19 protein-coding genes are annotated in these 21,779 nt (G+C 58.7%); 9 read left to right on the top strand and 10 right to left on the bottom strand.

Going from position 1 to position 21,779, the window contains the following annotated elements:
• Window positions 1-16: 16 nt before the first annotated feature.
• The gene (serC, locus tag MJQ68_RS15050) at window positions 17-1,075 is read right to left on the bottom strand and encodes a 3-phosphoserine/phosphohydroxythreonine transaminase (RefSeq protein WP_406613067.1); all 1,059 of its coding nucleotides are present in this window, start codon (window positions 1,073-1,075) and stop codon (window positions 17-19) included.
• A gap of 165 nt (window positions 1,076-1,240) precedes the next feature.
• Between serC and MJQ68_RS15055 the strand changes: the two genes are divergently transcribed.
• Both MJQ68_RS15055 and MJQ68_RS15060 read left to right on the top strand, forming a co-directional pair.
• Entirely contained in the window at window positions 1,241-2,716 is a 1,476-nt protein-coding gene (locus MJQ68_RS15055; RefSeq protein WP_238751958.1) for a tetratricopeptide repeat protein, read from the top strand.
• 63 nt (window positions 2,717-2,779) lie between these two features.
• Window positions 2,780-4,069: a peptidoglycan DD-metalloendopeptidase family protein gene (locus MJQ68_RS15060; protein WP_238751959.1), complete on the top strand. Its 1,290-nt coding sequence runs from the start codon at window positions 2,780-2,782 to the stop codon at window positions 4,067-4,069.
• 6 nt (window positions 4,070-4,075) lie between these two features.
• Here MJQ68_RS15060 and MJQ68_RS15065 read toward each other — a convergent pair whose 3' ends face one another.
• Both MJQ68_RS15065 and MJQ68_RS15070 read right to left on the bottom strand, forming a co-directional pair.
• Window positions 4,076-5,164 (bottom strand): AAA family ATPase, encoded by a 1,089-nt coding sequence (locus MJQ68_RS15065; protein WP_238751960.1) that lies wholly within the window; start codon window positions 5,162-5,164, stop codon window positions 4,076-4,078.
• A gap of 75 nt (window positions 5,165-5,239) precedes the next feature.
• The gene (locus tag MJQ68_RS15070) at window positions 5,240-7,141 is read right to left on the bottom strand and encodes a DUF4139 domain-containing protein (RefSeq protein ID WP_238751961.1); all 1,902 of its coding nucleotides are present in this window, start codon (window positions 7,139-7,141) and stop codon (window positions 5,240-5,242) included.
• Between the two features lie 563 nt (window positions 7,142-7,704).
• Between MJQ68_RS15070 and MJQ68_RS15075 the strand changes: the two genes are divergently transcribed.
• Entirely contained in the window at window positions 7,705-9,579 is a 1,875-nt protein-coding gene (locus MJQ68_RS15075) for a T9SS type A sorting domain-containing protein (RefSeq protein WP_238751962.1), read from the top strand.
• Between the two features lie 42 nt (window positions 9,580-9,621).
• On the opposite strand, the gene MJQ68_RS15080 is transcribed toward MJQ68_RS15075, so the two are convergent.
• Window positions 9,622-11,421: a sodium:solute symporter family protein gene (locus MJQ68_RS15080; protein ID WP_238751963.1), complete on the bottom strand. Its 1,800-nt coding sequence runs from the start codon at window positions 11,419-11,421 to the stop codon at window positions 9,622-9,624.
• 125 nt (window positions 11,422-11,546) lie between these two features.
• Window positions 11,547-11,804: a DUF4212 domain-containing protein gene (locus tag MJQ68_RS15085; RefSeq protein ID WP_238751964.1), complete on the bottom strand. Its 258-nt coding sequence runs from the start codon at window positions 11,802-11,804 to the stop codon at window positions 11,547-11,549.
• Window positions 11,805-11,903: 99 nt separating this feature from the next.
• Here MJQ68_RS15085 and MJQ68_RS15090 point away from each other — a divergent pair, with 99 nt between their 5' ends.
• From MJQ68_RS15090 to MJQ68_RS15100, 3 genes are all read left to right on the top strand, one after another.
• Window positions 11,904-12,575, top strand: a complete 672-nt coding sequence (locus tag MJQ68_RS15090) for a cyclase family protein (protein ID WP_238751965.1) — start codon at window positions 11,904-11,906, stop codon at window positions 12,573-12,575.
• Between the two features lie 99 nt (window positions 12,576-12,674).
• On the top strand, window positions 12,675-13,439 hold the full coding sequence (locus MJQ68_RS15095; protein WP_238751966.1) for a glucosaminidase domain-containing protein: 765 nt from the start codon (window positions 12,675-12,677) through the stop codon (window positions 13,437-13,439).
• Between the two features lie 107 nt (window positions 13,440-13,546).
• On the top strand, window positions 13,547-15,169 hold the full coding sequence (locus MJQ68_RS15100; RefSeq protein WP_238751967.1) for a VWA domain-containing protein: 1,623 nt from the start codon (window positions 13,547-13,549) through the stop codon (window positions 15,167-15,169).
• 6 nt (window positions 15,170-15,175) lie between these two features.
• On the opposite strand, the gene MJQ68_RS15105 is transcribed toward MJQ68_RS15100, so the two are convergent.
• From MJQ68_RS15105 to rfaD, 4 genes are all read right to left on the bottom strand, one after another.
• Window positions 15,176-15,361, bottom strand: coding sequence for a hypothetical protein (locus MJQ68_RS15105; RefSeq protein ID WP_238751968.1), 186 nt, complete (start codon window positions 15,359-15,361; stop codon window positions 15,176-15,178).
• A gap of 64 nt (window positions 15,362-15,425) precedes the next feature.
• The gene (locus MJQ68_RS15110; RefSeq protein WP_238751969.1) at window positions 15,426-16,550 is read right to left on the bottom strand and encodes an acyltransferase family protein; all 1,125 of its coding nucleotides are present in this window, start codon (window positions 16,548-16,550) and stop codon (window positions 15,426-15,428) included.
• The gene (fbp, locus tag MJQ68_RS15115; protein ID WP_238751970.1) at window positions 16,550-17,560 is read right to left on the bottom strand and encodes a class 1 fructose-bisphosphatase; all 1,011 of its coding nucleotides are present in this window, start codon (window positions 17,558-17,560) and stop codon (window positions 16,550-16,552) included. Before fbp ends, MJQ68_RS15110 begins: the two co-directional genes overlap by 1 nt.
• 74 nt (window positions 17,561-17,634) lie before the next feature.
• Entirely contained in the window at window positions 17,635-18,603 is a 969-nt protein-coding gene (gene rfaD, locus MJQ68_RS15120) for an ADP-glyceromanno-heptose 6-epimerase (protein ID WP_238751971.1), read from the bottom strand.
• Between the two features lie 81 nt (window positions 18,604-18,684).
• Here rfaD and MJQ68_RS15125 point away from each other — a divergent pair, with 81 nt between their 5' ends.
• From MJQ68_RS15125 to MJQ68_RS15135, 3 genes are all read left to right on the top strand, one after another.
• Window positions 18,685-19,050: a gliding motility protein GldC gene (locus MJQ68_RS15125; protein ID WP_238751972.1), complete on the top strand. Its 366-nt coding sequence runs from the start codon at window positions 18,685-18,687 to the stop codon at window positions 19,048-19,050.
• A gap of 48 nt (window positions 19,051-19,098) precedes the next feature.
• Complete coding sequence (gene xylA / locus MJQ68_RS15130) at window positions 19,099-20,412, top strand: xylose isomerase (protein ID WP_238751973.1); 1,314 nt, start codon at window positions 19,099-19,101, stop codon at window positions 20,410-20,412.
• 111 nt (window positions 20,413-20,523) lie between these two features.
• A complete protein-coding gene (locus MJQ68_RS15135) occupies window positions 20,524-20,961 on the top strand; it encodes an energy transducer TonB (RefSeq protein WP_238751974.1) in 438 nt (145 codons plus the stop codon).
• Window positions 20,962-20,965: 4 nt separating this feature from the next.
• Here the strand turns inward: MJQ68_RS15135 and kdsA are convergent, their stop codons facing one another.
• On the bottom strand, window positions 20,966-21,754 hold the full coding sequence (gene kdsA / locus MJQ68_RS15140; RefSeq protein ID WP_238751975.1) for a 3-deoxy-8-phosphooctulonate synthase: 789 nt from the start codon (window positions 21,752-21,754) through the stop codon (window positions 20,966-20,968).
• Window positions 21,755-21,779 lie beyond the last annotated feature (25 nt).

Raw genomic sequence — 21,779 nt, forward strand, 5'->3', positions numbered from 1 at the left:
TAGAAAATCGAGCGTGCTAGAATGCCTTCATCACGTTCACCAGGGTCTCTACCCCCTCGTACGGCATACTGTTGTAGATACTGGCCCGAAAGCCGCCCACACTTCGATGACCGACGATACCGTCGCAGCCAGCGGCCGCGGCAGCCTCCTTGAAGCGATCGGTATCCGACTCATCCGTACAGACGAAGGTCACATTCATCAGGCTCCGACTAAAGGGGTTCGCCACGGTGCCACTAAACTTAGGATTGCGGTCGATCTCGTCGTACAGCAGCTTGGCCTTACGCTCGTTGTGCTTTTCCATAGCAGCTACCCCACCCTGTTCCTTGATCCAGCGTAGTGTGAGCATCATCACGTAGATGGGATATACCGGCGGCGTATTGAAGGTGCTGCTCTTCGCGATATGTACGCGGTAGTCCAGCATACTAGGGAGCTCACGCTGTACGGTACCGAGCAGGTCCTTACGTACGATGACTAGCGTCACCCCGGCCGGACCCAGGTTCTTCTGGGCCCCGGCGTAGATCACGGCGAATTTCTCCAGTGGGATCTTCCGGCTGAAAATATCCGACGACATATCGGCCACCAGCGGTGTGGTCGTCTCCGGCCACTCCTTAAACTGGGTGCCGAAGATGGTATTGTTACTCGTTACGTGGACGTACTTGAGCCCGTCGGGTACCGTATAGCCGGTCGGGATGTGGTCGTAGTTCGACGCTTTCGAGCTAGCGATCACGTTCACCTTGCCGAACAGTTTAGTCTCCTTGATGGCTTTGGCAGACCAGGCGCCGGTGTCCAGAAAACCGGCTGTCTCGTCTGGGTTCAGCAGGTTCATGGCCGTGTAGAAGAACTGGGTGCTGGCCCCGCCGGACAAAAACAGTACGCCGTAGTCGTCTCCCACGCTCAGCAGCTCACGCACGAGTGCTTCGGCTTCCGTGAGGGCGGCGTCGAAAGCGGCCGATCGGTGACTGATCTCCAGGATGGATAGTCCACTGCCGTCGAGGTCCGCTACGGCGGCAGAGGCTTGCTGGAGTACCGAAGCAGGCAGGATGGCCGGGCCGGCACTGAAATTGATCTTCTTCATGGGGCTTGCATTCATGGGGCGAAAGTAGACAAATGCCACACAGCAGCGAAAGTTTTTTCGGGCGCGTACGCGGGTGCAAATGTCCGTAGCCAGCGCAATCGACCTACCCACCACGACCAGCCAACTTTGCATCCTTATATTGCCAATCCTAAGCGTTATTACCCCATGATCCGTATCCTTTCTCTTCTACTGACTTGTACCCTACTGGCCCTGATCTTCCTCGGCTGTACGCCCAAAGCAGCCGGCCCAGCTACCACCGGCACCGCACCCGCGACCACGGCCACTACCCCGAAAAAGCCAGCCGGCGGGGATGAGGCGCTGAGTCCCTGCCGCAAGTTTAGCGATGCACGCAGTCCGGACGACGCGGAAACCAATTACGTCATCTACCGTGCGGCGCTGAAGTCAAAGGAAACGGAGCGGGCCTTCAAGACCTGGCGACAGGTATACGCCGAGAGTCCCGCCGCCGACGGCCGCCGCCCCACCGTATACACCGACGGGGTAGCCTTCTACAACCAGCTCATTCAGGAGTACCCGGAGCGCAAGGCGGCCTACGGCGACACCATCATTCAGCTGTACCAGCAGGCGCGGGAGTGCTATCCTGGCGACGGCTTCATGGCCGGTATGCAGGCCTTCGACAGTTACTACACCTACCCGGGCTCGGCTACGGATGAGGAGATCTACCAGCTATTCAAGGAAAGCATCGAGACGGACGGACCGGAGGACCTACAGTACTTCGTGGTCAACCCCATGTCGCGACTAGTCGTAGATATGCACGAGGCCGGCAAGATCGACAATGCCGAGGCGAAGGAGGTAGCTACCGCACTGATGACCCGCCTCGAAAAAGGACTGGAAGAATGCGAGGGCGAGATGTGCGAAGCCTGGAAAACCATCCAGGCCTACGCCCCCAGCAGCCTGCAGTACTTCGAGACCGTGAAGGGTTTCTACGACTGCCAGTACTTCGTGGATGCTTACTACCCGGACTACACGGAGAACCCCGACGATGTGGACGTGATCACCACCACTTACAGCCGCCTGCGGTGGGCCGACTGCGCCGAAGACCTGCCAGAATACCAGGCCGTAGCCGCAGCTTACGAGAAAAAGCGCCAGGAGATCGCAGCCGCCAATCCTACCAATAGCGGTGGCGGGAATATCCTGCGGCAGGCCTACGATGCCCTACAGAACGGTAACTCCAGTCAGGCCGTAAAGCTCTTCGAGCAGGCCGGCGACGAGGCCACCGACAACGAGCGAAAGGCGCGCTACTACCTCACCGCCGCCAAGGTCTACTACAGCAACCTGCGCAACTTCAGTCAGGCCCGCGCGATGGCCCGTAAGTCGATCGCGGCCAACCCGAACTCCGGAGAGCCCTATATGCTAATCGGCACGCTGTACGCCAGTAGCGGCCCCCTGTGTGGGCCCGGCACCGGCTTCGACTCCCAGGTAGTGACCTGGCCGGCCATCGATATGTGGCAGCGCGCCAAGTCGGTCGACGGCAGCGTAGCGGGCAAGGCCAACAGCCTGATCAATCGCTACACCCAGTACATGCCCTCGAAGTCGGACATCTTCCAGCGGGGCATCTCGGAGGGGCAGTCCTACACCGTAGGCTGCTGGATCCAGGAGACCACCCGGGTACGTACGCCATAGCATGACAGATCCGTTATATTTATCCGTATTCCACTGCTATCGCTACCACTTAGTCAGAATCCCGTGAACCACCCCCTCTTCCGCCGCTCCGCCGTGCTCGCGCTACTAGTCCTGTCCGGTATAGCTACTACCCTCCTCACTAGCCTTACCGCCGTAGCGCCGCCACCTCCTCCGGGCGGTGCCCCGCAGCTGAGTGGTAACGCCTTTCCCATCGTAGAGCCCACCGTGCGCTACGGATTGGCTATGGACACCTTCGCCATCACGCTGGATACGATCGAGTACGGACAGACGCTTTCTGACATCCTGCTGGCTACGGGGATGAGCCCGGAAGACGCCTACGTCACCGCCGGCACCTTCAACGACATGCTGGACGTGCGTAACCTGCGCGCCGGCCGCACCTATGAGCTGCTCGACGATGCGGACACCGAGGGGCCGGACTTCCTGATCTATGCCCCTAGCGTATACCGCTACCTGCGCCTGGACCTGCAACAAACCGGCCGCGATGAATACGTAGAAAACCCCGTAGTCCTGCGCGAAGCCCTGGCTGCCGGAAAGATTGAAAGCTCGCTCTGGAATGCCATGGTGGGCTCCGGACACAGCTTCGCCCTGACCGACAAGATGGAGGATGCCCTGCAGTGGTCGGTCGACTTCTATCATGTGCAGAAGGGCGATGCCTTCCAACTGGTGTACGAGCAGGAGTACGTGCACAAGAAAGAAGCGGGATTCGGTAAGGTGCGCGCCGCTCGCTACAGCACCGGCGGCAAGGATATCTACGCCTTCTACTTCGAGAGTGCCGACAGTACCCAGGCAGGCTACTTCGGCCTGGACGGCCAACCCATGAAGTCGACGTTCCTGAAGGCCCCGGTACGCTACAGCCGCATCAGTAGCAAGTACAATTTGCGCCGCTTCCATCCGGTACAGCGCCGCGTCAAGCCCCACCTGGGCACGGACTATGCGGCCCCCTACGGTACGCCCATCGTGGCGGTAGCGGACGGTACGGTGAGCCGCTCCGGACGGACCCGCGGCAACGGCATCTTCGTCAAACTGCACCACGACAAGCGCTTCGATACCCAGTACCTGCACATGCAGAAGCGGGCTGCCGGCATGACCGTCGGTCGCCGGGTCAAGCAGGGCGAGGTGATTGGGTACGTCGGCAGCACCGGTCTGGCTACCGGTCCCCACGTCTGCTTCCGCTTCTGGGACGGCGGCAAGCAAGTCGACCATACGAAGATGGACTTTCAGGACAATACACCGATGCCGGAAACTTACCTCCCGGAGTTCTTTGCCGTACGGGATGCATACCTGGAAAAGCTAAATAGTGTAGGGTCGCCGATCGAAGGGCCGGCGAAGTAAGCTGTACTACAGCAACAGATCCATATCCACGTGTTCCTCGATCAGCTCCACGGCGCGGCGGATCTTCCAGGGGGTCTTTAGGTTGATCTTTACCTCCATCTGACTGATGCGAACGGCCGCGCCATAGGTATCCAGCGGACAGGCTACCACCGGGATATTATGGGCATTCAAAAAATCAGTGTGGGGGAGATTAGAGGCTTCGTCGGTGAGACCGGTGACTACGACACCGGAGATAGTACTGCCGGGTAGTCCGCGGTCCTGTAGAATCCCCTGTAGCGCGCTCAGTGCTTCTTCCAGGCGACGGTGACTGACAATCACCAGCAGATTACGCAGGTTCTCTACTTCTTCCTGGGCCAGCAGGCTGCCGCTGGCGATGTGCTCTACCTGATTGTCCAGCCCGTCCTTATTGAGCAGCGTGCGTCCCTTGAGTGATTCACGGACGGAGGCCATGATGGGATTGCTCAGAATCTTCTCGAATGGCAGTACACCGAGTAGGGGGATGCCGGTTTTCTGCAGGTACTTACTCACGTAGTGCCGCACCTTGTCCATCTTGTCCGGACGGGTCTTATTGACGATCACGCCCCGCACGGGCACGCGGCGCTCGCGAAACAGTGCCAGGTTCAGGTTGAGCTTGTCGATCGTGTTACCAATGCCGCCTTCTACGACCATCACTACGGGCGCGTTGAGTAGCTGGGCCACCTGAGCGTTGCTTACATCGCAGACGCTGCCCACTCCGGGGTGCCCCGTGCCTTCGTAGATGACCAGGTCGTTATTGTTCTGCAGCTTCCGGCTTGCCTTAGTGATTGCGCGATTGAAGCCATATTCCGCAGGATCGTCGAGGTAGCTGGCCGTCACCCCCCGACCGATGATGACGGGGCTATGCAGCTCGGCCTTGAGCTCGAAGTCCATCCCACGGGCGAAGAGCAAGGCATCCTTGTCTACCTGCAGGCCGCCCATCTCTACCCACTCCTGGCCGACCGGCTTACAGTAGCTCACCTTGTGGCCGCGTTCGCGAATGGCTGCCATAAGGCCGAGCGTACAGGTGGTCTTGCCGACGTGCTGGGAAGTAGCGGCGATGTAGATACGGTCGAGCATGAGCAGGGGGGGGCGGGTTTACGGATACGCAGTAGGCCCGTAAGGTAGTGCCTGCGTACGAGCTAGCTCCGTGGCTCATTCCAGGTACACCCGCTCGTAGCCGCCGTAGCGTACGCTATAGCCGAAGGTGACCTTGCGCTCGGTACCGGCCGGCAGGTCGAGCTGCCAGCTGATTTCCCCGGTCTCTTCGTCCAGCCGACCGCTGCCCGCTAGGTCTGTCTCTACGTCAATATTACCCTGTGCGCTGACCGGCACCTGGTCGAGGAGCGTCAGACGGATCGGCTGGGTCTTCGTGTTGCGCACGGAGATGGTCCAGCCGCGACTCGCCACCTGCTTACCGCCAAAAAGACCGCTCCGCTGCCGGTACTCCTGGTTAGGTTCCCGACTGACGATCACTCCGGCGTCCCGACCGAGCGAAATGCTCAGGCTGTCCGCGGTCTTGTCTACATCCAGCCGGGAAGTACCCAGGTAAGTGCCCTCGAAGAATAACTGCAGGTCACCGCTGATCAGGTCGTACTGCTCCCAGTCACGGATGGTAGCGGAGAGGTATACGTCCTCCGTCCGCTTGGGCACCGCGATATGCTGGTAAGCAGCCGGTATGGCATACCGTTGAATTTCCACCCGTCGCGCCTTGCCGTCGGAGGGGATACTGTACGGCAGTTCGATAGCGAAGGTGACCGTAGTGGCCCTCCGCTGGGTTTGGGTAGGCACGGGAGCTGAGGGGAAGGGGTTGTTGGGTCGCTGCCGTTTAATATTACTATTATCAATATTTATTCCGGCCGCCCTGCCCTGTATACCGTAAGCAGTGACGACTACTTCGTCCAACATGGTGGTTGCTTCTAAAAGCGTGATAGTGAGCGTTTCGGAAGTAATCGGAATAGTTTGCTCATCAAAGCCTGTGTAATTGATGACCAGTGCACTAGCCTCATCAGGTAACTCCAGCTGGAATTGGCCGTCGATATCGGTAGCTGTACCGATCGTAGTCCCCACCACCCGGACGGACGCACCGATCATGGACACTCCCTCCTCGTCCGTCACCGTACCCGTCACCTGGCGGATCGCTACCGCATTACCCTTCGGCAGCACCGTCTCGTACGTTGGTGGCAGTTGCCCCTCCCGCAGCCGCCAGGTTTGCAGCACGGGCACTACGGCAGACTCACTCGGATCGCCCGTCGAGAGGCTGAGCTGCACGTCCGTCCAGTCTTCGCCGCTGCTCTGCCGTACGCTGGCGTGGTACTGCAGGTCGAGCGGCTCGTCGGTAGCTTCTACGCGCACGTCGTACTGGGGGGTCCAACTGGCATCCGCCACGAGGTAGGTCAGGGTCAATGGACTGCGCACCGCACGCTCGGCTTCTACGATCACGATGACTTCGCTGGTAGCGGGTACCCGTGTGTCTTGCGCGCGTTCGGCCAGTTGCCGCTGCAGCGCTTCGCGCCGGTCCGCGTTGGTCCGCAGACTATCTCTCAGGACTAGATAGCTGCGCTTGATGGCCGTGATCCGCTCGCGGTGAAAGCGTACGCCGGCTGCTAAGTCCGCCGCGCTGAGCCCCTGGTCTTCGCCGCCGAGTTTGCGGTTCTCGCGCAGCAGCGCTTCTTCTTCCTTGGCGATCTCTACCTCGGTCAGTAGGTGCCGGCGACGGTCTTCCAGCCGGTCGATCCGTGCGTAGATATCATCCTGTGCCGCACTCGTATCCACTTCAGGAAAGTGCAGGCGATGACTTACGCTCAGGATCAGTAGCCCGTCAGCGTCCGCCGTAACCTGCACGCTCGCTGGGTCAAGTGTACTGGTCAAGCCTTTGAATACTAACATAGTACGCCCCTCCGGCAAGTCCGCCTGTCCACTTCGTTGCACCTGCGCACCCGCCAGATAGACGGTTGCGTGATCGATCGTGGAGGGTACAGTTAGCTCGTCCTGCGCCAGCAGAAGGGCGGGGACGCAGGTGCAAAGGATTAGCGATAGGTAAACTAGGAGTCGCATGAACTGGGATTTACTATTTGATGCATAGCTGGGGCGGAATACACAAGTCGTCACGCAAAATCTTCTGCTTTACGTGCGGTATCGAATCAATATTCACGGTATGCCCGGGTACGCTCCACGTAGCTAGTACTGCACCTTATTGACGAAGTAGGCTCCGTGCCCGGATAATCACCCCGAAGGTACCGAAGTGCGTAACGCCCCGGAATCCAATGATTTCATCGGCTTCAATCCCTACCCCTTTTGTGTAATCGACCTACGCGAATACACTCGCGTATGGGCACAAAGTAATAGCAAGAAATACATACCGGATAAACATCGGGAACTGAATCAACAATGCTGAATATCTTAATTCAAGCATCCACTGAATTGGCGAATGTACTTAGATATGGAATAGCTAAGCTAATAAATGGTGACTATTACAAATCGACAATGAGACTACAAGCGGCGCGTACCACACTAAATACCGATTAAGGAGTTCTAAGCGACCAGATCAGCGTACGAACTGAACCTTATGCCCCGGATATGATTATGAAGGCTGAACTCAGCCCGCAACTGAATGACGTATGCGTACATGCTACACGCTCTTCTGTCTGTGCCTGTTTATTTCCTATTCCACCCTACCGGGGCAAACACTAGTGGAGGATGACGACACCCCCGGGGTGCTCATTCCGGAGGGCTTCGACCTGAAGCTAGCCGTAAGTGGTCTGGACTACCCCAGCAACATCGCTACCGGCGACGGGCGGTACTGGATCAGCGAAGCGGGTATCGACCCGCAGATCGCCCCCACCGTCAAAGAGATCAGCCTGCCGGCCAGCGGACCGGGGGTGGCTAATGTCATCCTCACACCGGCCCTTCTCCCCGTGGGTACCCTCGCCCCACCCTTCACGGATGTCTCGTACCACGACGGCCTGCTGTACCTGGCCCACCGGCAGGTAGGAACGAACGGCGAGCTGGTTGGTGCCTATAGCCGGTTCGCACCGGACGATCCCGTCAATACCTTCGAAACCGTCATCACGAACCTGCCCTCCACCGGCGATCACAGCAACAATGTACTGGTCTTCGGGGCGGACGGACGGGCCTACTTCGGGCAGGGTTCCGCCACCAACTCCGGGGTCGTAGGTGCGGACAATGCCGACTGGGTTGCAGTAGCCCCCGATTTTCGGGAAATCCCCCCGGTCGATGTGATCCTGAACGGCACGGAATACACCGCGCGCGTGGGTACCCCCGTTGATCCGGACAGCAATGCCGTGACGGCCCCCTACCGCATTTTCAATTCCGGTCCGATCGACTCCGGGCTCCTCATACGCGGAGCCTCCCCCCTGTCGCCGGTGGATGGCTACATCATCGGTACGGGTACGGTGTACTCCTTCGATCCGGCGGCTACCAACGTGAGCCAGACCCTCCGGCTGGAAGCCTGGGGCCTACGCAATCCCTTCGGCCTGACCTTCGACGCACTGGACGGTACCCGCCTATTCGTGACCAATAACGGCACGGATATCCGGGGCCGGGCGGGCAACCCGGACGCTCCCTTCGATACAAGCAGCTACGTGCTGGTGGGAAATCGGCCCATTGCCAATGACCATGACGACCTGTTCGAGCTCACCGTGGGCGGGGAGGCAGAGTATTTCGGCTGGCCGGAGTTTATCCACGACAGTATGACGCTACAGGCACGGGGAGTGACCAGCACGGTATTCTGCCGTTCACCAGTCATGATGCAGGAGGATTGTCCGGGCTTCATCTTTACCCCCGACTTCAGACTGTCGCTAAGCATCGAGCCCGCCTTCGCCCAACTGGGTCCGAATGTATCCGCGACGGGACTGACGGCCATACAGAGCGATACCTTCGGCTACCGCAACGATCTGCTGGTGACCGAGTCGGGCTCCTTCGGTCCGCAGACGGGCATCTTTCGCTTCACGGGCTACCGCATCACGCGCGTGGAGACGTCCTCCGGACAGCGCTTCCCCTTCGTAGTCAATCAGGGAAGTACAGCCGCGGAGCTACTGGCTCCCGGGGGGTTCAATAAGCCAGTGGAGAACGTATTCATCGGCGATACGCTAGCTATAGTAGACCTAGGGGTATTGGAGCCAGGCATCAACCTGTTCCAGTCCGGCACGGGTAAGGTTTGGCTACTGCGTCCATCGGTCACTAACCCGACATCGGTAGACCTTGAGCGAGACTTCGGTGCGAGCTTCTCCGCCGTAGCGCCTAACCCTACTTCCGGTCCCGCACGGTTCAGCGTACGGCTTACGCGGGCGATGGACGGAGCAATCACGGTATTGGATATGAATGGTCGGCTGGTACAGACGGTCTATACCGGCGTCCTGAGTGCGGGAACCAGGCAGTTTCAGTTCGAGGCCGCCGACCTACCCTCCGGCACCTACCTCGTACGCCTGACCGCGCGGGGCGGGGTGCTTTCGCAGCGGTTCGTGGTGTGGTAGACAGGCCGCAGGTATTGTGCTGATACTGTCTGCTTACGGTGGTTAGCCGTGGGTAGCTCCGCCAGCCCCGCTGGGTATTCGGATCGTCTCTACCATCTCCTGTACCTCTACAGGTGGTGGTGGAGTCATCCGGCTTACGAGCAGTGCCACGACCAAGTTCACCACCATTGCCACGCTACCGAAACCCTCCGGGCTGATGCCGAACCACCATTCGCTTTCGGGCGGTACGGCGTCGACGAACCAGCCCAGTCGGTACACGGCCATGTAGCCGAACATGAGTACTATACCCACGACCATACCGGCCACGGCGCCCTCGCGGTTCATCCGCTTATCGAACACCCCGAGTACGATGGCGGGGAAGAAACTGGCCGCCGCTAGTCCGAAGGCCAGGGCCACGGTCGCCGCTACGAAGCCGGGCGGATTGACGCCGAAGTAAGCCGCCACCACTACGGCCGCCGCCGCCCCACCCCGGGCCCACCAGAGTTCTTCGGCCTCGCTCATATCGGGTTTGATCTGCTTGCGCATGAGGTCGCGACTGACGGCCGTGGAGATGACCAGTAGCAAACCGGCAGCGGTAGACAGCGCGGCGGCCAGTCCGCCGGCAGCCACCAGGGCAATGATCCAGGCGGGCAGGCCGGCGATCTCGGGGTTAGCCAGTACCATGATGTCGCGGTCGATGTACACCTCATTGGGGTTATCGGTGGCTACATTGGTGAGTAGCGCTTCCCCGTAAGTGCCCTGCACCCGCGCGCCGCCGCCCGCTGCCGTCTGCTGTATCGGACTACCCACGAAGGGTGGACCGGGGTGGTACTGCAACTTCCCGTCCTCATTCTTATCCACCCAGGCCACCAGCGCCGTTTCTTCCCACTTGCTGAACCAGGGGGGTAGCTCCGTGTATGGCCGCTCGCTGATGGTCGTGATGAGGTTCGTACGCGCAAAGGCCGCGATCGCAGGTGCGGTGGTGTAGAGAACGGCGATGAACAGCAAGGCCCAGCCGGCACTGATGCGCGCGTCCTTCACGCGGGGCACGGTGAAGAAACGTACGATCACGTGGGGCAGTCCTGCCGTACCGGCCATGAGCGCCAGCGTGATGGCGAAGACGTCTACAGTAGACTTGCTGCCGTCGGTATAGGCCGCAAAGCCGAGGTCGCGGTGCAGGGTGTCGAGCTTATCGAGCAGGGCTACGCCGGAGCCGTCGCTTACTTCGGACAGGAAGCCAAGCTGGGGGATGATGTGGTCCGTCATCTGCAGCGAGATGAAGATAGCCGGCACCATGTAGGCGAAAATGAGCACGCAGTACTGGGCTACCTGGGTGTAGGTGATGCCCTTCATGCCCCCCATAATGGCGTAGAAGAAGACGACCACCGTGCCGATGTACACGCCGGTATTGATCTCTACTTCGAGGAAGCGGCTGAATACGAGTCCTACGCCGCGCATTTGTCCGGCTACGTAGGTGAAGCTCACTACGATCGCGCAGACGACGGCCACTGTGCGGGCCACATTGGAGTAGTAGCGGTCGCCGATGAAGTCCGGTACGGTGAACTTGCCAAATTTACGCAAGTATGGAGCTAGCAGTAAGGCTAAGAGCACGTAGCCGCCCGTCCAACCCATCAGGTACACCGCCCCATCGTAGCCCGCAAAGCTGATGATGCCAGCCATGGAGATGAAGCTGGCCGCGCTCATCCAGTCGGCCGCCGTAGCCATGCCGTTGGCGATGGGGTGCACGCCGCCGCCGGCTACGTAGAATTCCTGGGTAGAGCCCGCACGTGCCCATACGGCGATGGCGATGTAGAGGAGGAAGGTTGCGCCTACGATTAGGTAGGTCCAGGTTTTTACGTCCATGGTAGATTGCCTTCGGCTGGTTAGATCGCCTTCGGCTTGGTAGACGGCCCTCGGCTTGGTTAGACCGCTGACGCGGGTAGACTGCCTGCGGCAGGTAGACTGCCTGCGGCGGGTGGGGTGAGGGCCTATTCGTTGACGCCGTGTTTGGTGTCCAGGCGGTTCATGAGGTAGACGTAGATGAAGATGAGCAAGACGAAGACGTAGATACTACCCTGCTGGGCGAACCAGAAGCCTAGTTTGGCGCCGCCGATGCGGTAGTGATTGAGGGCGTCGACGAAGAGGATGCCGCAGCCGAAGCTGACTAGGAACCAGACGGTGAGCAGGATGGCGAGGTAGCGGAGGTTCGTCTGCCAGTACTGGCGGTGATCGGAGGAGATGGGCATGGGGCGGCTGTGTAGGCGGTACAATATAGGTGTACGGCGGGCCACAACAATTGGCGGGGAATGACCTTAGATCAGTTCACCCCGACAAACTACCCCCGTATGAGCGCCTGGCACGAAGGATGGACCGACGTTACCTACCCCATTTTCGAGAACATGACCGGCTGGCCCGGACAGCCGAATACCCATCTGGAAACGCTGAGCTGTATTCACTGCGGAGACACCGCAAAGGTATCGGTGCTGCACATGAGCGTGCACAGTGGGAGCCACATGGATGCGCCCAACCACTTTATGGCCGAGGGGATCGACATCTCACGATCGCCCTTCGAGGTGGGTTTGGGTCCGGTGCGCATCGCGCGGATCGACTGCGCGGCGGAGGTCACCCCCCAGGATCTGGAAGACTACGAAGCCCGTACCCGCCCGCTGGAGGCCGGTGAGCGACTGATCCTGCGCACGCCCAATAGCGATAAGGGACTCTGGCTGCAGCACCCCTTCGACAAGGACTACCACGGGATCGGGCCGGCCGCAGCTGCGGTGATCGCCAAGCGCAAGCTGGCGCTGATCGGAGTGGATTACCTATCCGTAGGTCCATTCTACGAGGGCAATCCACAGACGCACCGTACGCTACTGGGCGGTGATGTGTGGATCATCGAGGGGGTAGATCTGCGCCGCGTGACGGAGGGCGACTACGAGATGATCTGTCTGCCGCTGAAGATCGTGGGGTCGGACGCTTCTCCTATCCGGATTCTAATCCGGCCTGCGGCTGCTCAGTAAAACAACATTATTTGTTTTAAATAATTTGCTAGTTCCAACAAACCGTACTAACTTTGTCAGGCGTCGCAATTACTGGGCGCGGTTGCAAAAAATACGTTTATGTCTCGCTCTACTACCCCCACCCATACGGCTGGTCAACAAATCTTCACCATCAATTGGTCGCTGCTCCTGCGGCGACTGCGCCTGCGCGGCGGTCAGGTACTGACCTCCGCCCGCCACCGGGCTAACACCACCGAATACATCCCCCCTGTATGGATGAGTCAGCTCCGGCTTACCTGGTTTCGCCTGGGACTGATCGTACTCTGCGCGTTTGTCTTTACGCAGAAGCAGATCGACTTCACCTTCACGGTGGGCGCGAACGGTGTAGGTACGCAGACCTCCGAGCAGCAGTCGACCGCCGCCACGCAGATATCCGCTCTGAGTATGTTACCTACGGGTGGAAGTAGTGCGGTCGTTGCGGCCACCCCGGCCTGGACCGTAGCCCAGTTGGATGCCTCGGCGGTGCGCGACTACATCAATCGCTTCGAGCGGGTAGCCCGCACGGAGGAGGAGAAGTACGGCATCCCCGCCGCGGCTAAACTCGCCATGGCCATTCTGGAAAGTGAGGCCGGTCAGGCTACGGCAGCCATCAAGGACAACAACCACTTCGCCGCTACCATCGCCACGGAGTATTACGACAATGCATGGACCAGTTGGCGCGCCCACAGCCAGCTCGTCACCGAACGCTTTCCCGCACTAGCCCATGAGACCGTGAACTACCAGCAGTGGATCGCTGCCCTGGCTAGGACCTCCTACAGTAGCGACCCGCAGTACAGCCAGAAGTTGCTGGACATCATCGCGGCGTACGACCTGAAGCACCTCTAGGTTCCCCAAGACCTTTTTTTCTCTAAGTGGTTTTCTCGGCCGCCTTCCGTCTACGGAAGGCGGTCCTTTATTGTCAACTGCCTACCCGCTTTCACCGTTCGCCTAGCGTGCTACCTACTGACGACGTCCTCGAACAGGAATACCATCGCTTTGTCGAATTCGGCCCCCTGCTGGACCGGAGGACCCGCCGCTACCTGGTCGAGTACCTCAAGGCCAAGGTTACCGGGCACCCCTACCAGGGCGAAGGGCTCAGCGATCGCTACGCGGAGTACTTCCAGCGGGCGCTCGACGAAGTATTTCAGATCGATCACCTGCTCTTCGTCTGCGAGAACAACGAGAGCATCACCCGGCAGATCGTACTAGACACCCTGTACTGGATCAAGAAGACCTTCGCCAAGGTAGCCGCCAAGCATCCCTTCGATAAGGAAGCGGATATGCTGCAGAGCTGGAGCGTGACACCGGCCAAGGCCTTTCAGACCCGCTATAGCTACCTTCTGCAATTCCTCGGTACCACCTACACCCGCGAAGAGCTTGACACCGCCTTCTACCAGGATCGGCTAGGGACCTACTTCGCTAAAGACTTTCAGGAGTGGACGGACGAGGACCGCCGCAACTTCGAGCGCGTACTCACCGATCTGCTCAGTCAGTGGGATGCCCTACTGCAGGCTAAGATCCTGGAATACCAACTCCGCAAGTTCAATGAGTCGAAGGAAGACTATGTAGATCTTCTGGGCCAAAAGGTCGAAGAGTACCGCCGCCTTAAGTCAATCCTCAATCCCTTTACCGATTACCTGGGTTGGGACATGAGCCGCGATCTCTGGCAGTCTACCAGTTTCGATACGCTGAAGGCATACGACGAGCTGCTCACCGATGAAGACAGTCTGCGCCGCCTGGCCGATCTGCTCGGCAAGCTGCGCGAGGCCGAAATAGAGATTGAGGAGGAAACCTTCGAGAAGACCATCGTCCGTCAGGAATGGCGAGTAGACCCACTGGCACGCTCCGAGATCGTGGGGATTCATGAAAGTCAGGACCTTAATCACCTGCTCAGCTCGGAGGCTGCGCTGCTCAGTCACGACGTCACGGAGACCGTCTTCCTTAAGAAGTATGCTGACAGTAGTCTGCTGACCCTGCGCTACGAGGATCGCCGCTTAGTGCGCAGTGAAGATCAGGTCATGGAGGTCAACCAGCGCATCAAGCAGCGGGAGCGCGGCCCGTTTATCGTGTGTGTGGATACCAGCCAGTCTATGATGGGCCGTGCGGAAGAGATCGCCAAAGTCCTCACCTTGGGTATTCTCAAGATGGCCATCAACAGCAACCGGCGCGCCTACCTGATCAGCTTCAGCACTGGCATCAAGACGATCGACCTGCACGATATCGCCAACTCGATCGACGAGCTAGCCAGCTTTCTCAATATGTCGTTCTACGGCGGCACGGACGCTACCCTGGCGCTGTACGAGGCCCTGCGGCAACTCAAGTCGCACGACTATCAGGACGCCGACGTGCTAATGATCTCTGACTTCGTGATGTACAAGATCGATCAGGACATCCTCAACGAAGTGTCCTTCTACCAGCACAACAAGAGCACGGAGTTTCACAGCCTGGCGTTGGCCCGGGAGGCCAACGCCGAACTGCTCAGTCGCTTTGATACCAACTGGATCTACGACCCTGAACGCAAGGGGATCATCCGCGAACTGAGTCGCGGACTGGCCACCATTCAGGGCAGACCCTAGGCCGGCTTAGGCAGCCTTACGGCGCGTAAGCACGATCAGCAGAATGAAGAATCCCGCTACGACTACCCATAGGATGGGATTTTCGTACCACTCGGTCTTATCGATGTCGATGTCGATCAGGGCATCGCCCTGGGCAGCGGCGGCAGTGGTGAAAAGGAGGGCGGCTAGCGCGGTTAGGAAACGTACTTGCATGAATGGTGAGTAATCTTGCTCAGTGAGCGGGGGTGAATGATGCGGCGACCCGTCACATACGGAATCACACTTTCACGAAAACGCGTTTGCGGTACAGGTAAGTACCCAGCAGCAGATAGATAACGACCAACGTAAGTGCATACAGCAGGCTAGACAGCTTATCCGGCAGTACGTCATGCACGTAAACGGTTTCGTAGATCCACCCGTGCAGGGAAGTATCCCCCACCCGGATCAAGCCGAACACCTTCGCAAAGAAGCTGGATAGAAAGTACAGCAGCAAGGCATTCGCACCAGCACGAATAAACACCCCACCCCAGCGCATACCGCGCACGTCGCTCAGGTAGTAAATGACCGCCAGCATCACCAGTGCCCAGCCCGCCGTAACCAGTACGAAACTACTGGTCCACAGCGCCTTATTGATTGGGAATACTAATCCCCACGCATGCCCCACTACCAGCAGTGCGCCCCCGGCAATTAGCAGCCCCCGCGTCTTATTCACCTCCTGGCGCAGCAAGAAGCGCCCGGTCAGCACCCCGATCAGGCAGGTTGCCAGGGAGGGTAGCGTACTCAGTAGCCCCTCCGGATCGTAATCCTCCTGCCAGGTGTGGGTACCCAGCAGCAGCTTATCCACGTACATCGCCCAGTTATTCGGCGCGCGGTCGTAGGTCGGCATACTCCCATCCGGCAGCGGTACGAAGCCCATCCAAAGCCAGTACCCCACTAGCAGTACGACCGTCACCACGGACAGTGGGCGCGACCGCAGGTGCAAGGAAAGTGGAGCCGCCAGCAGGAAGACCAGTCCGATGCGCTGCAGCACGCCGGGCAGTCGGATCGCCTCCCAGGCCTTGACGAAGGGTGGGCTGATCAAAAATGCACCGAGAAATATGCCTAAGCCAATCAGCTTCAGGCTGCGTACGATGACTTTACGGTAGGTATCTCCGCTAGGCGCCTTATGCCGATAGGCGAAGGCGATGCTACAGCCCACGATGAAGAGAAAAAAGGGAAAGATCAGGTCAGTAGGTGTATAGCCGTGCCAGGGGGCGTGACCCAACGGCGCGTAGATTGCTCCCCAGGTACCGGGGTTATTGACCATGATCATGGCCGCGATGGTGAGTCCGCGAAGGAGATCTACGGCCTGGATTCGGTCACGGAGTACGGCGGGGACTTCCCCCTGAGCAGCGCGCAGCATCAGTCGGTGTACTGGGCCAGGAAGCTCTCCGCCTTTTCCACCATGCGTTGACTTCCGGCAAAGAAGGGTACGCGTTCGTGGATGTCCCGCGGCTTAATGTCCAGAATGCGTTGGTAGCCGTCCGTGGCCCGGCCACCGGCCTGTTCTACGATGAAGGCGATCGGATTGCACTCATACACCAGCCGGAGCTTGCCGGCCTCCCGCTCTGAACTCTTGGGGTAGATATAGATGCCACCCTGGATCAGGTTGCGGTGAATATCACTGACCATACTGCCGATATAGCGACTGGTGTAGGGACGGTCTTCTTCCTCCCGCTGGCAGTACTTGATGTAGTCCTTTACGCCCTGGGGAAAATGTACGTAGTAGCCCTCATTGACCGAGTATACGTGTCCGCTCTGCGGCATTGTGATGTTGGGGTGCGAGAGGTAGTAGGTGCCGATGGCGGGGTTTAGTGTAAAGCCATTTACGCCGTTGCCAGTAGTGTACACCAACATGGTGGAGGTGCCGTAGATGACATAGCCGGCGGCCACCTGCATATTACCCGGCTGCAGGAAATCTTCCAGGGTGACCGGCGTACCCTCGGGGGAAATGCGCCGGTAGATACCGAAGATCGTACCTACGGATACGCCGGCATCGATGTTGGAGCTACCGTCCAGGGGGTCCATGACCACCACGTACTTATTACGGTTAGCTTGGTTGATGCCGCTGATGGTGATGTACTCTTCGTTCTCTTCGCTGACGATACCACATACGATGTTGCGATTCGTGAGCGCATTGATGAATACGTTATTGGCGAATACATCTAGTTTTTTCTGCTCCTCGCCCTGTACGTTGACATTGCCCACCGTACCGGTGATGTCTACCAGACCGGCCTGCCGAATTTCGTGGTTCACTACTTTGGCGGCCAGACGGATACAGTTCAGCAGCCGACTAAGCTCTCCAGAGGAGCCTTCAAAGTCTTTCTGGTTGCTGATGATGAATTCGCCAAGGGTGGAGGGATGTACGGGCATGGGTCGAAGGTAAAGATTAGGTGCATTACTACCGACTACTACAGTCGGGTGAAAGAAAGACCTAAGCTACGGCATCAGTAGTAGTTGCCCGGTATGAGGTAATCGCGCACGTACGCACTGACCCCATCTTCCAGGGAAGTGAAGGGCTTATCGTAGCCCGCGATCCGCAATTTTGCCATATCGGCCTGGGTATAGTACTGGTAGTTATCACGTAGGTCAGCGGGTGTATCCACGTAGGAGATGGCTACCGGCCGATCCATCGCTTTAAATGTCGCCGCGGCAAGATCGTGGAAGGTTCGCGCCTTGCCCGTACCTAGGTTGTACAGTCCGTTCGGAGCGCTTTTCTGATCCATCAGCCAGTGGCATACGCGGCACAGATCCAGGACATAGACGAAGTCGCGAGACTGCTCTCCGTCGGCGACGTCCGCCCGGTGGCTGCGAAACAGTTTCATACCTCCCGTAGCCTTCACCTGCCGGAAGGTGTGCCAAATCACGCTCGCCATGCGGCCCTTGTGGTATTCGTTCGGCCCGTAGACGTTGAAGAACTTTAGTCCGTACCACTGCGGCGGGGCTGTCGGATAAGTGAGTGCCCACTTATCTACGTCGTTTTTGCTGCGTCCATATTCGTTGAGGGGTTCTAGCTCCAGGGGATCGGTCGCGTCGGCGAAGCCGTGCTCCCCTCCCCCATAGGTCGCCGCGCTACTTGCGTACACAAGGGGGATGTTGAGCAGGGCACAGCGCTCCCAGATCTGCTTCGAGTAATCGCGATTGAGCCGATCGAAGAGGGCTACGTCAGATTCTGACGTATCCGTGCGGGCGCCGAGGTGATAGACACCCTCAAGCGGCCACTGCTCCTGATCCCAAATGGGAAACAGGGTATCGCGTTCCACCTTGACCAGGTAGTCTTTGCCCTCCAGATTGGGGGTCTTGTCGGCGTAGTGGATGAAGTCGTCGACCAAGATGAGGTCCGTTATGCCCTGCCGGTTGAGGTAGCCGACCAGCACGCTACCGATAAATCCGTTGGCGCCCGTGATGAGGTACATGGAGTAGTTTGCCGTCAAGGTACGTCCGTCGCACCTGCGTCCCCGCCCGCCCTGGCTACCTTTGCGAAAAAGTAGTACCCCATGGCCAAGCACGTAATCGTAAAGAAAAGCCGCATCACCATCGATGTGGGACTGGACGGACAGAATATGCCCGTAGAAATGAAGTGGTCGGCCAGCGACAACCCCGCCGGTCAGAAGCCGCAGGATTGCAAGGCGATGCTGCTCTCGCTCTTCGATGAGACCAGCAAGGAGACCCTCAAGATCGACCTCTGGACCCGCGAAATGCAGGTACTGGAAATGGACCGTATGTTTTACCAGACGTTACGAGGACTCTCCGACACCTACTTTCGCGCCACCCAGAATAAGGAACTGGCTAATCAGATGCAGCAGTTTACCTTTTACTTTGGTCAGGCCACCGGGGCTATTCCGAAGGAGGAAGAAAGCTAGTGCTTACCTTGATGCGACCTAGTACACTCCGATATACCTTACTAACCTATGGCTACCTACTTCGACCAGATTCCTACCATACCCTACGAAGGGCCCGAGAGCGATAACCCGCTGGCCTTTAAGTACTACCAGAAAGATCGACGGGTAGCCGGCAAGACGATGGCCGAGCACTTCAAATTTGCGATGGCCTGGTGGCACACGCTGCGCAACACCGGGGGCGACCCCTTCGGCCCGGGTACGGCGGACTACCCCTGGCTCGGTGATAAGGACCCGGTGCAGGAAGCGAAGAACGCCGTAGACGCAGGCTTCGAGATCCTCGAAAAGCTCGGACTCGACTACTTCTGTTTCCACGATATCGACCTGCTGGAGGAAGCCGGGGCCGATCTGAATACCTACGCTAAGCGGCTCGATCAGGTATCGGACTACGTGAAGCAAAAGATGGATGAGACGGGAAAGAAAGTCCTCTGGGGCACGGCTAACCTGTTCAGCAACCCCCGCTACATGAACGGGGCAAGCACCAATCCGGACTTCCGGGTAGTAGCCTACGCCGGAGCGCAGCTCAAAACAGCTATCGATACCACCATCAAGTTGGGGGGTGAGAATTACGTCTTCTGGGGCGGCCGGGAGGGCTATATGAGCCTACTCAATACCGACCTCAAGCGGGAGGTAGACCACCTCGCGCGCTTTCTAACCATGGCGCGCGACTACGCACGGGGGCAGGGCTTCAAGGGCTACTTTTTCATCGAGCCCAAGCCCTTCGAGCCCAGCAAGCATCAGTACGATTTTGACAGTGCCACGGTAGCCGGCTTTTTACGTCAGTACGACCTACTGGACGACTTCAAGCTCAACATCGAAGTAAATCATGCCACCCTAGCCCAGCACACCTTCGAGCACGAACTGGCCGTCGCAGCCAGTCAGGGCTTGCTCGGCAGTATCGATGCCAACCGCGGTGACTACCAGAATGGCTGGGACACGGACCAGTTCCCCAACAGCGTACAGGAGCTCACCGAGGCAATGATAGTCATTCTCGAGGCTGGCGGCCTACAGGGCGGCGGGGTCAACTTCGACGCTAAGACACGCCGTAATTCAACCGACCTGGAAGACATCTTCCACGCCCACATCGGCGGTATGGACGTATTCGCCCGCGCCTTACTGGCCGCGGATCGCGTGCTCACTAAATCTAAGTTTAGTGACATGCGCCGCGAGCGCTATGCCTCCTTCGACGGTGGCGACGGCAAGCGGTACGAGGACGGTGCCCTAAGCTTACAGGACCTAGCCAAGATCGGCCTGGCCGGTGGCGAGCCCCCCATGACCAGCGGTCGGCAGGAGCGGTACGAAAATATTATCGCGCAACATATGTAGGCATATGCGCCTCTTGCACTGATGAATTGTAGAGCAAGTTGATCCCGTATTGGTCGGGACCGCTACAGGGAGGTGGGTGAACATCCGAGTTCACTAGGCTGTCCAGTAGATATGAAGCACCTAGCCACTTTAGCTTTTTTCCTACTTATTCTACCCCTTAGCGCACAGCAAAACACGGTGCTGCGTGTAGCCGAGCACATGCCGCTGATGCTATCGACGGAGTGCCCGCTCGATGGTCCCTACCCCACCCGTAAGCTGTGTTCCGACCGGGCGATGATTGACTATATCTACACCAACGTGCAGTACCCTGCGGAAGCCAGTAAACTGACCGGTCCCCCGCAGATGGCGGTAATCAACTTCGTAGTGGAGCCTGATGGCTCGATCACTACTATCGAGACCTACCGCGACCCGGGCAATGGCATGGGGGCCGAGGCCCGGCGGGTCGTCGAGCAAATGGCCGAGGAAACCCAGTGGGAAGCCGGAAGCCAGGAGGGGCAGGCCGTGCGGGTTATGATGCAGGTACCCATCAAGTTCATTAAGCCGGAATAGCTCGTTAGAGGGCAGCGCGCAGTCTAACCAGCTTCGTCAGCAAATCTTCCAGCTGATCGAGCGGCAACATATTGGCCGCATCACTCTTGGCCTCGCTCGGCTTGGGGTGGGTTTCCAGAAACAGTCCGTCTACACCTACGGCTACGCCTGCCTTGGCGATGGTCTCGATCATGGCGGGGCGCCCGCCCGTGACACCACTACTTTGATTGGGCTGCTGGAGGCTATGGGTACAGTCCAGGATGACCGGTGCGCCGTACGATTGCATGGTCGGGATACCGCGGAAGTCGACCACCAGATCCGTGTAGCCAAAGGTGGCGCCCCGCTCCGTCATCCACACCTGATCGTTGCCGCTGTCAATAACCTTCTGCTGGGCGTGTTGCATGGCTGATGGACTCAGAAACTGCCCCTTCTTGATGTTGACGACCTTACCGGTCTTCGCGGCAGCTACCAGCAGGGAAGTCTGGCGGCAGAGAAAGGCTGGAATTTGTAGAATGTCTACGTACTCAGCGGCCATGGCGGCTTCTTCATCCGCGTGGATGTCGGTAGTCGTGGGCAGGTCAAAGGTCTCCCCGACCTTACGCAGGATCCTTAGCGCTTTTTCGTCGCCGATACCGGAGAAGCTATCAATGCGGCTGCGATTGGCCTTGCGGTAGCTACCCTTGAAGATGTAGGGGATATTGAGCCGGTCGGTGATCGTCTTAACGCGCTCGGCGATCCGGAGGGCCAGAGTTTCGTCTTCGATAGCGCAGGGGCCGGCGATGAGGAAGAAGTTGGGGCTTTCGGGTAGGGTCATGGGCGTACCGCAGATTTGGGTAGAT

The sequence above is a fragment of the Neolewinella maritima genome (genome assembly GCF_923081025.1).
Taxonomy (GTDB): Bacteria; Bacteroidota; Bacteroidia; order Chitinophagales; family Saprospiraceae; genus Neolewinella; species Neolewinella maritima.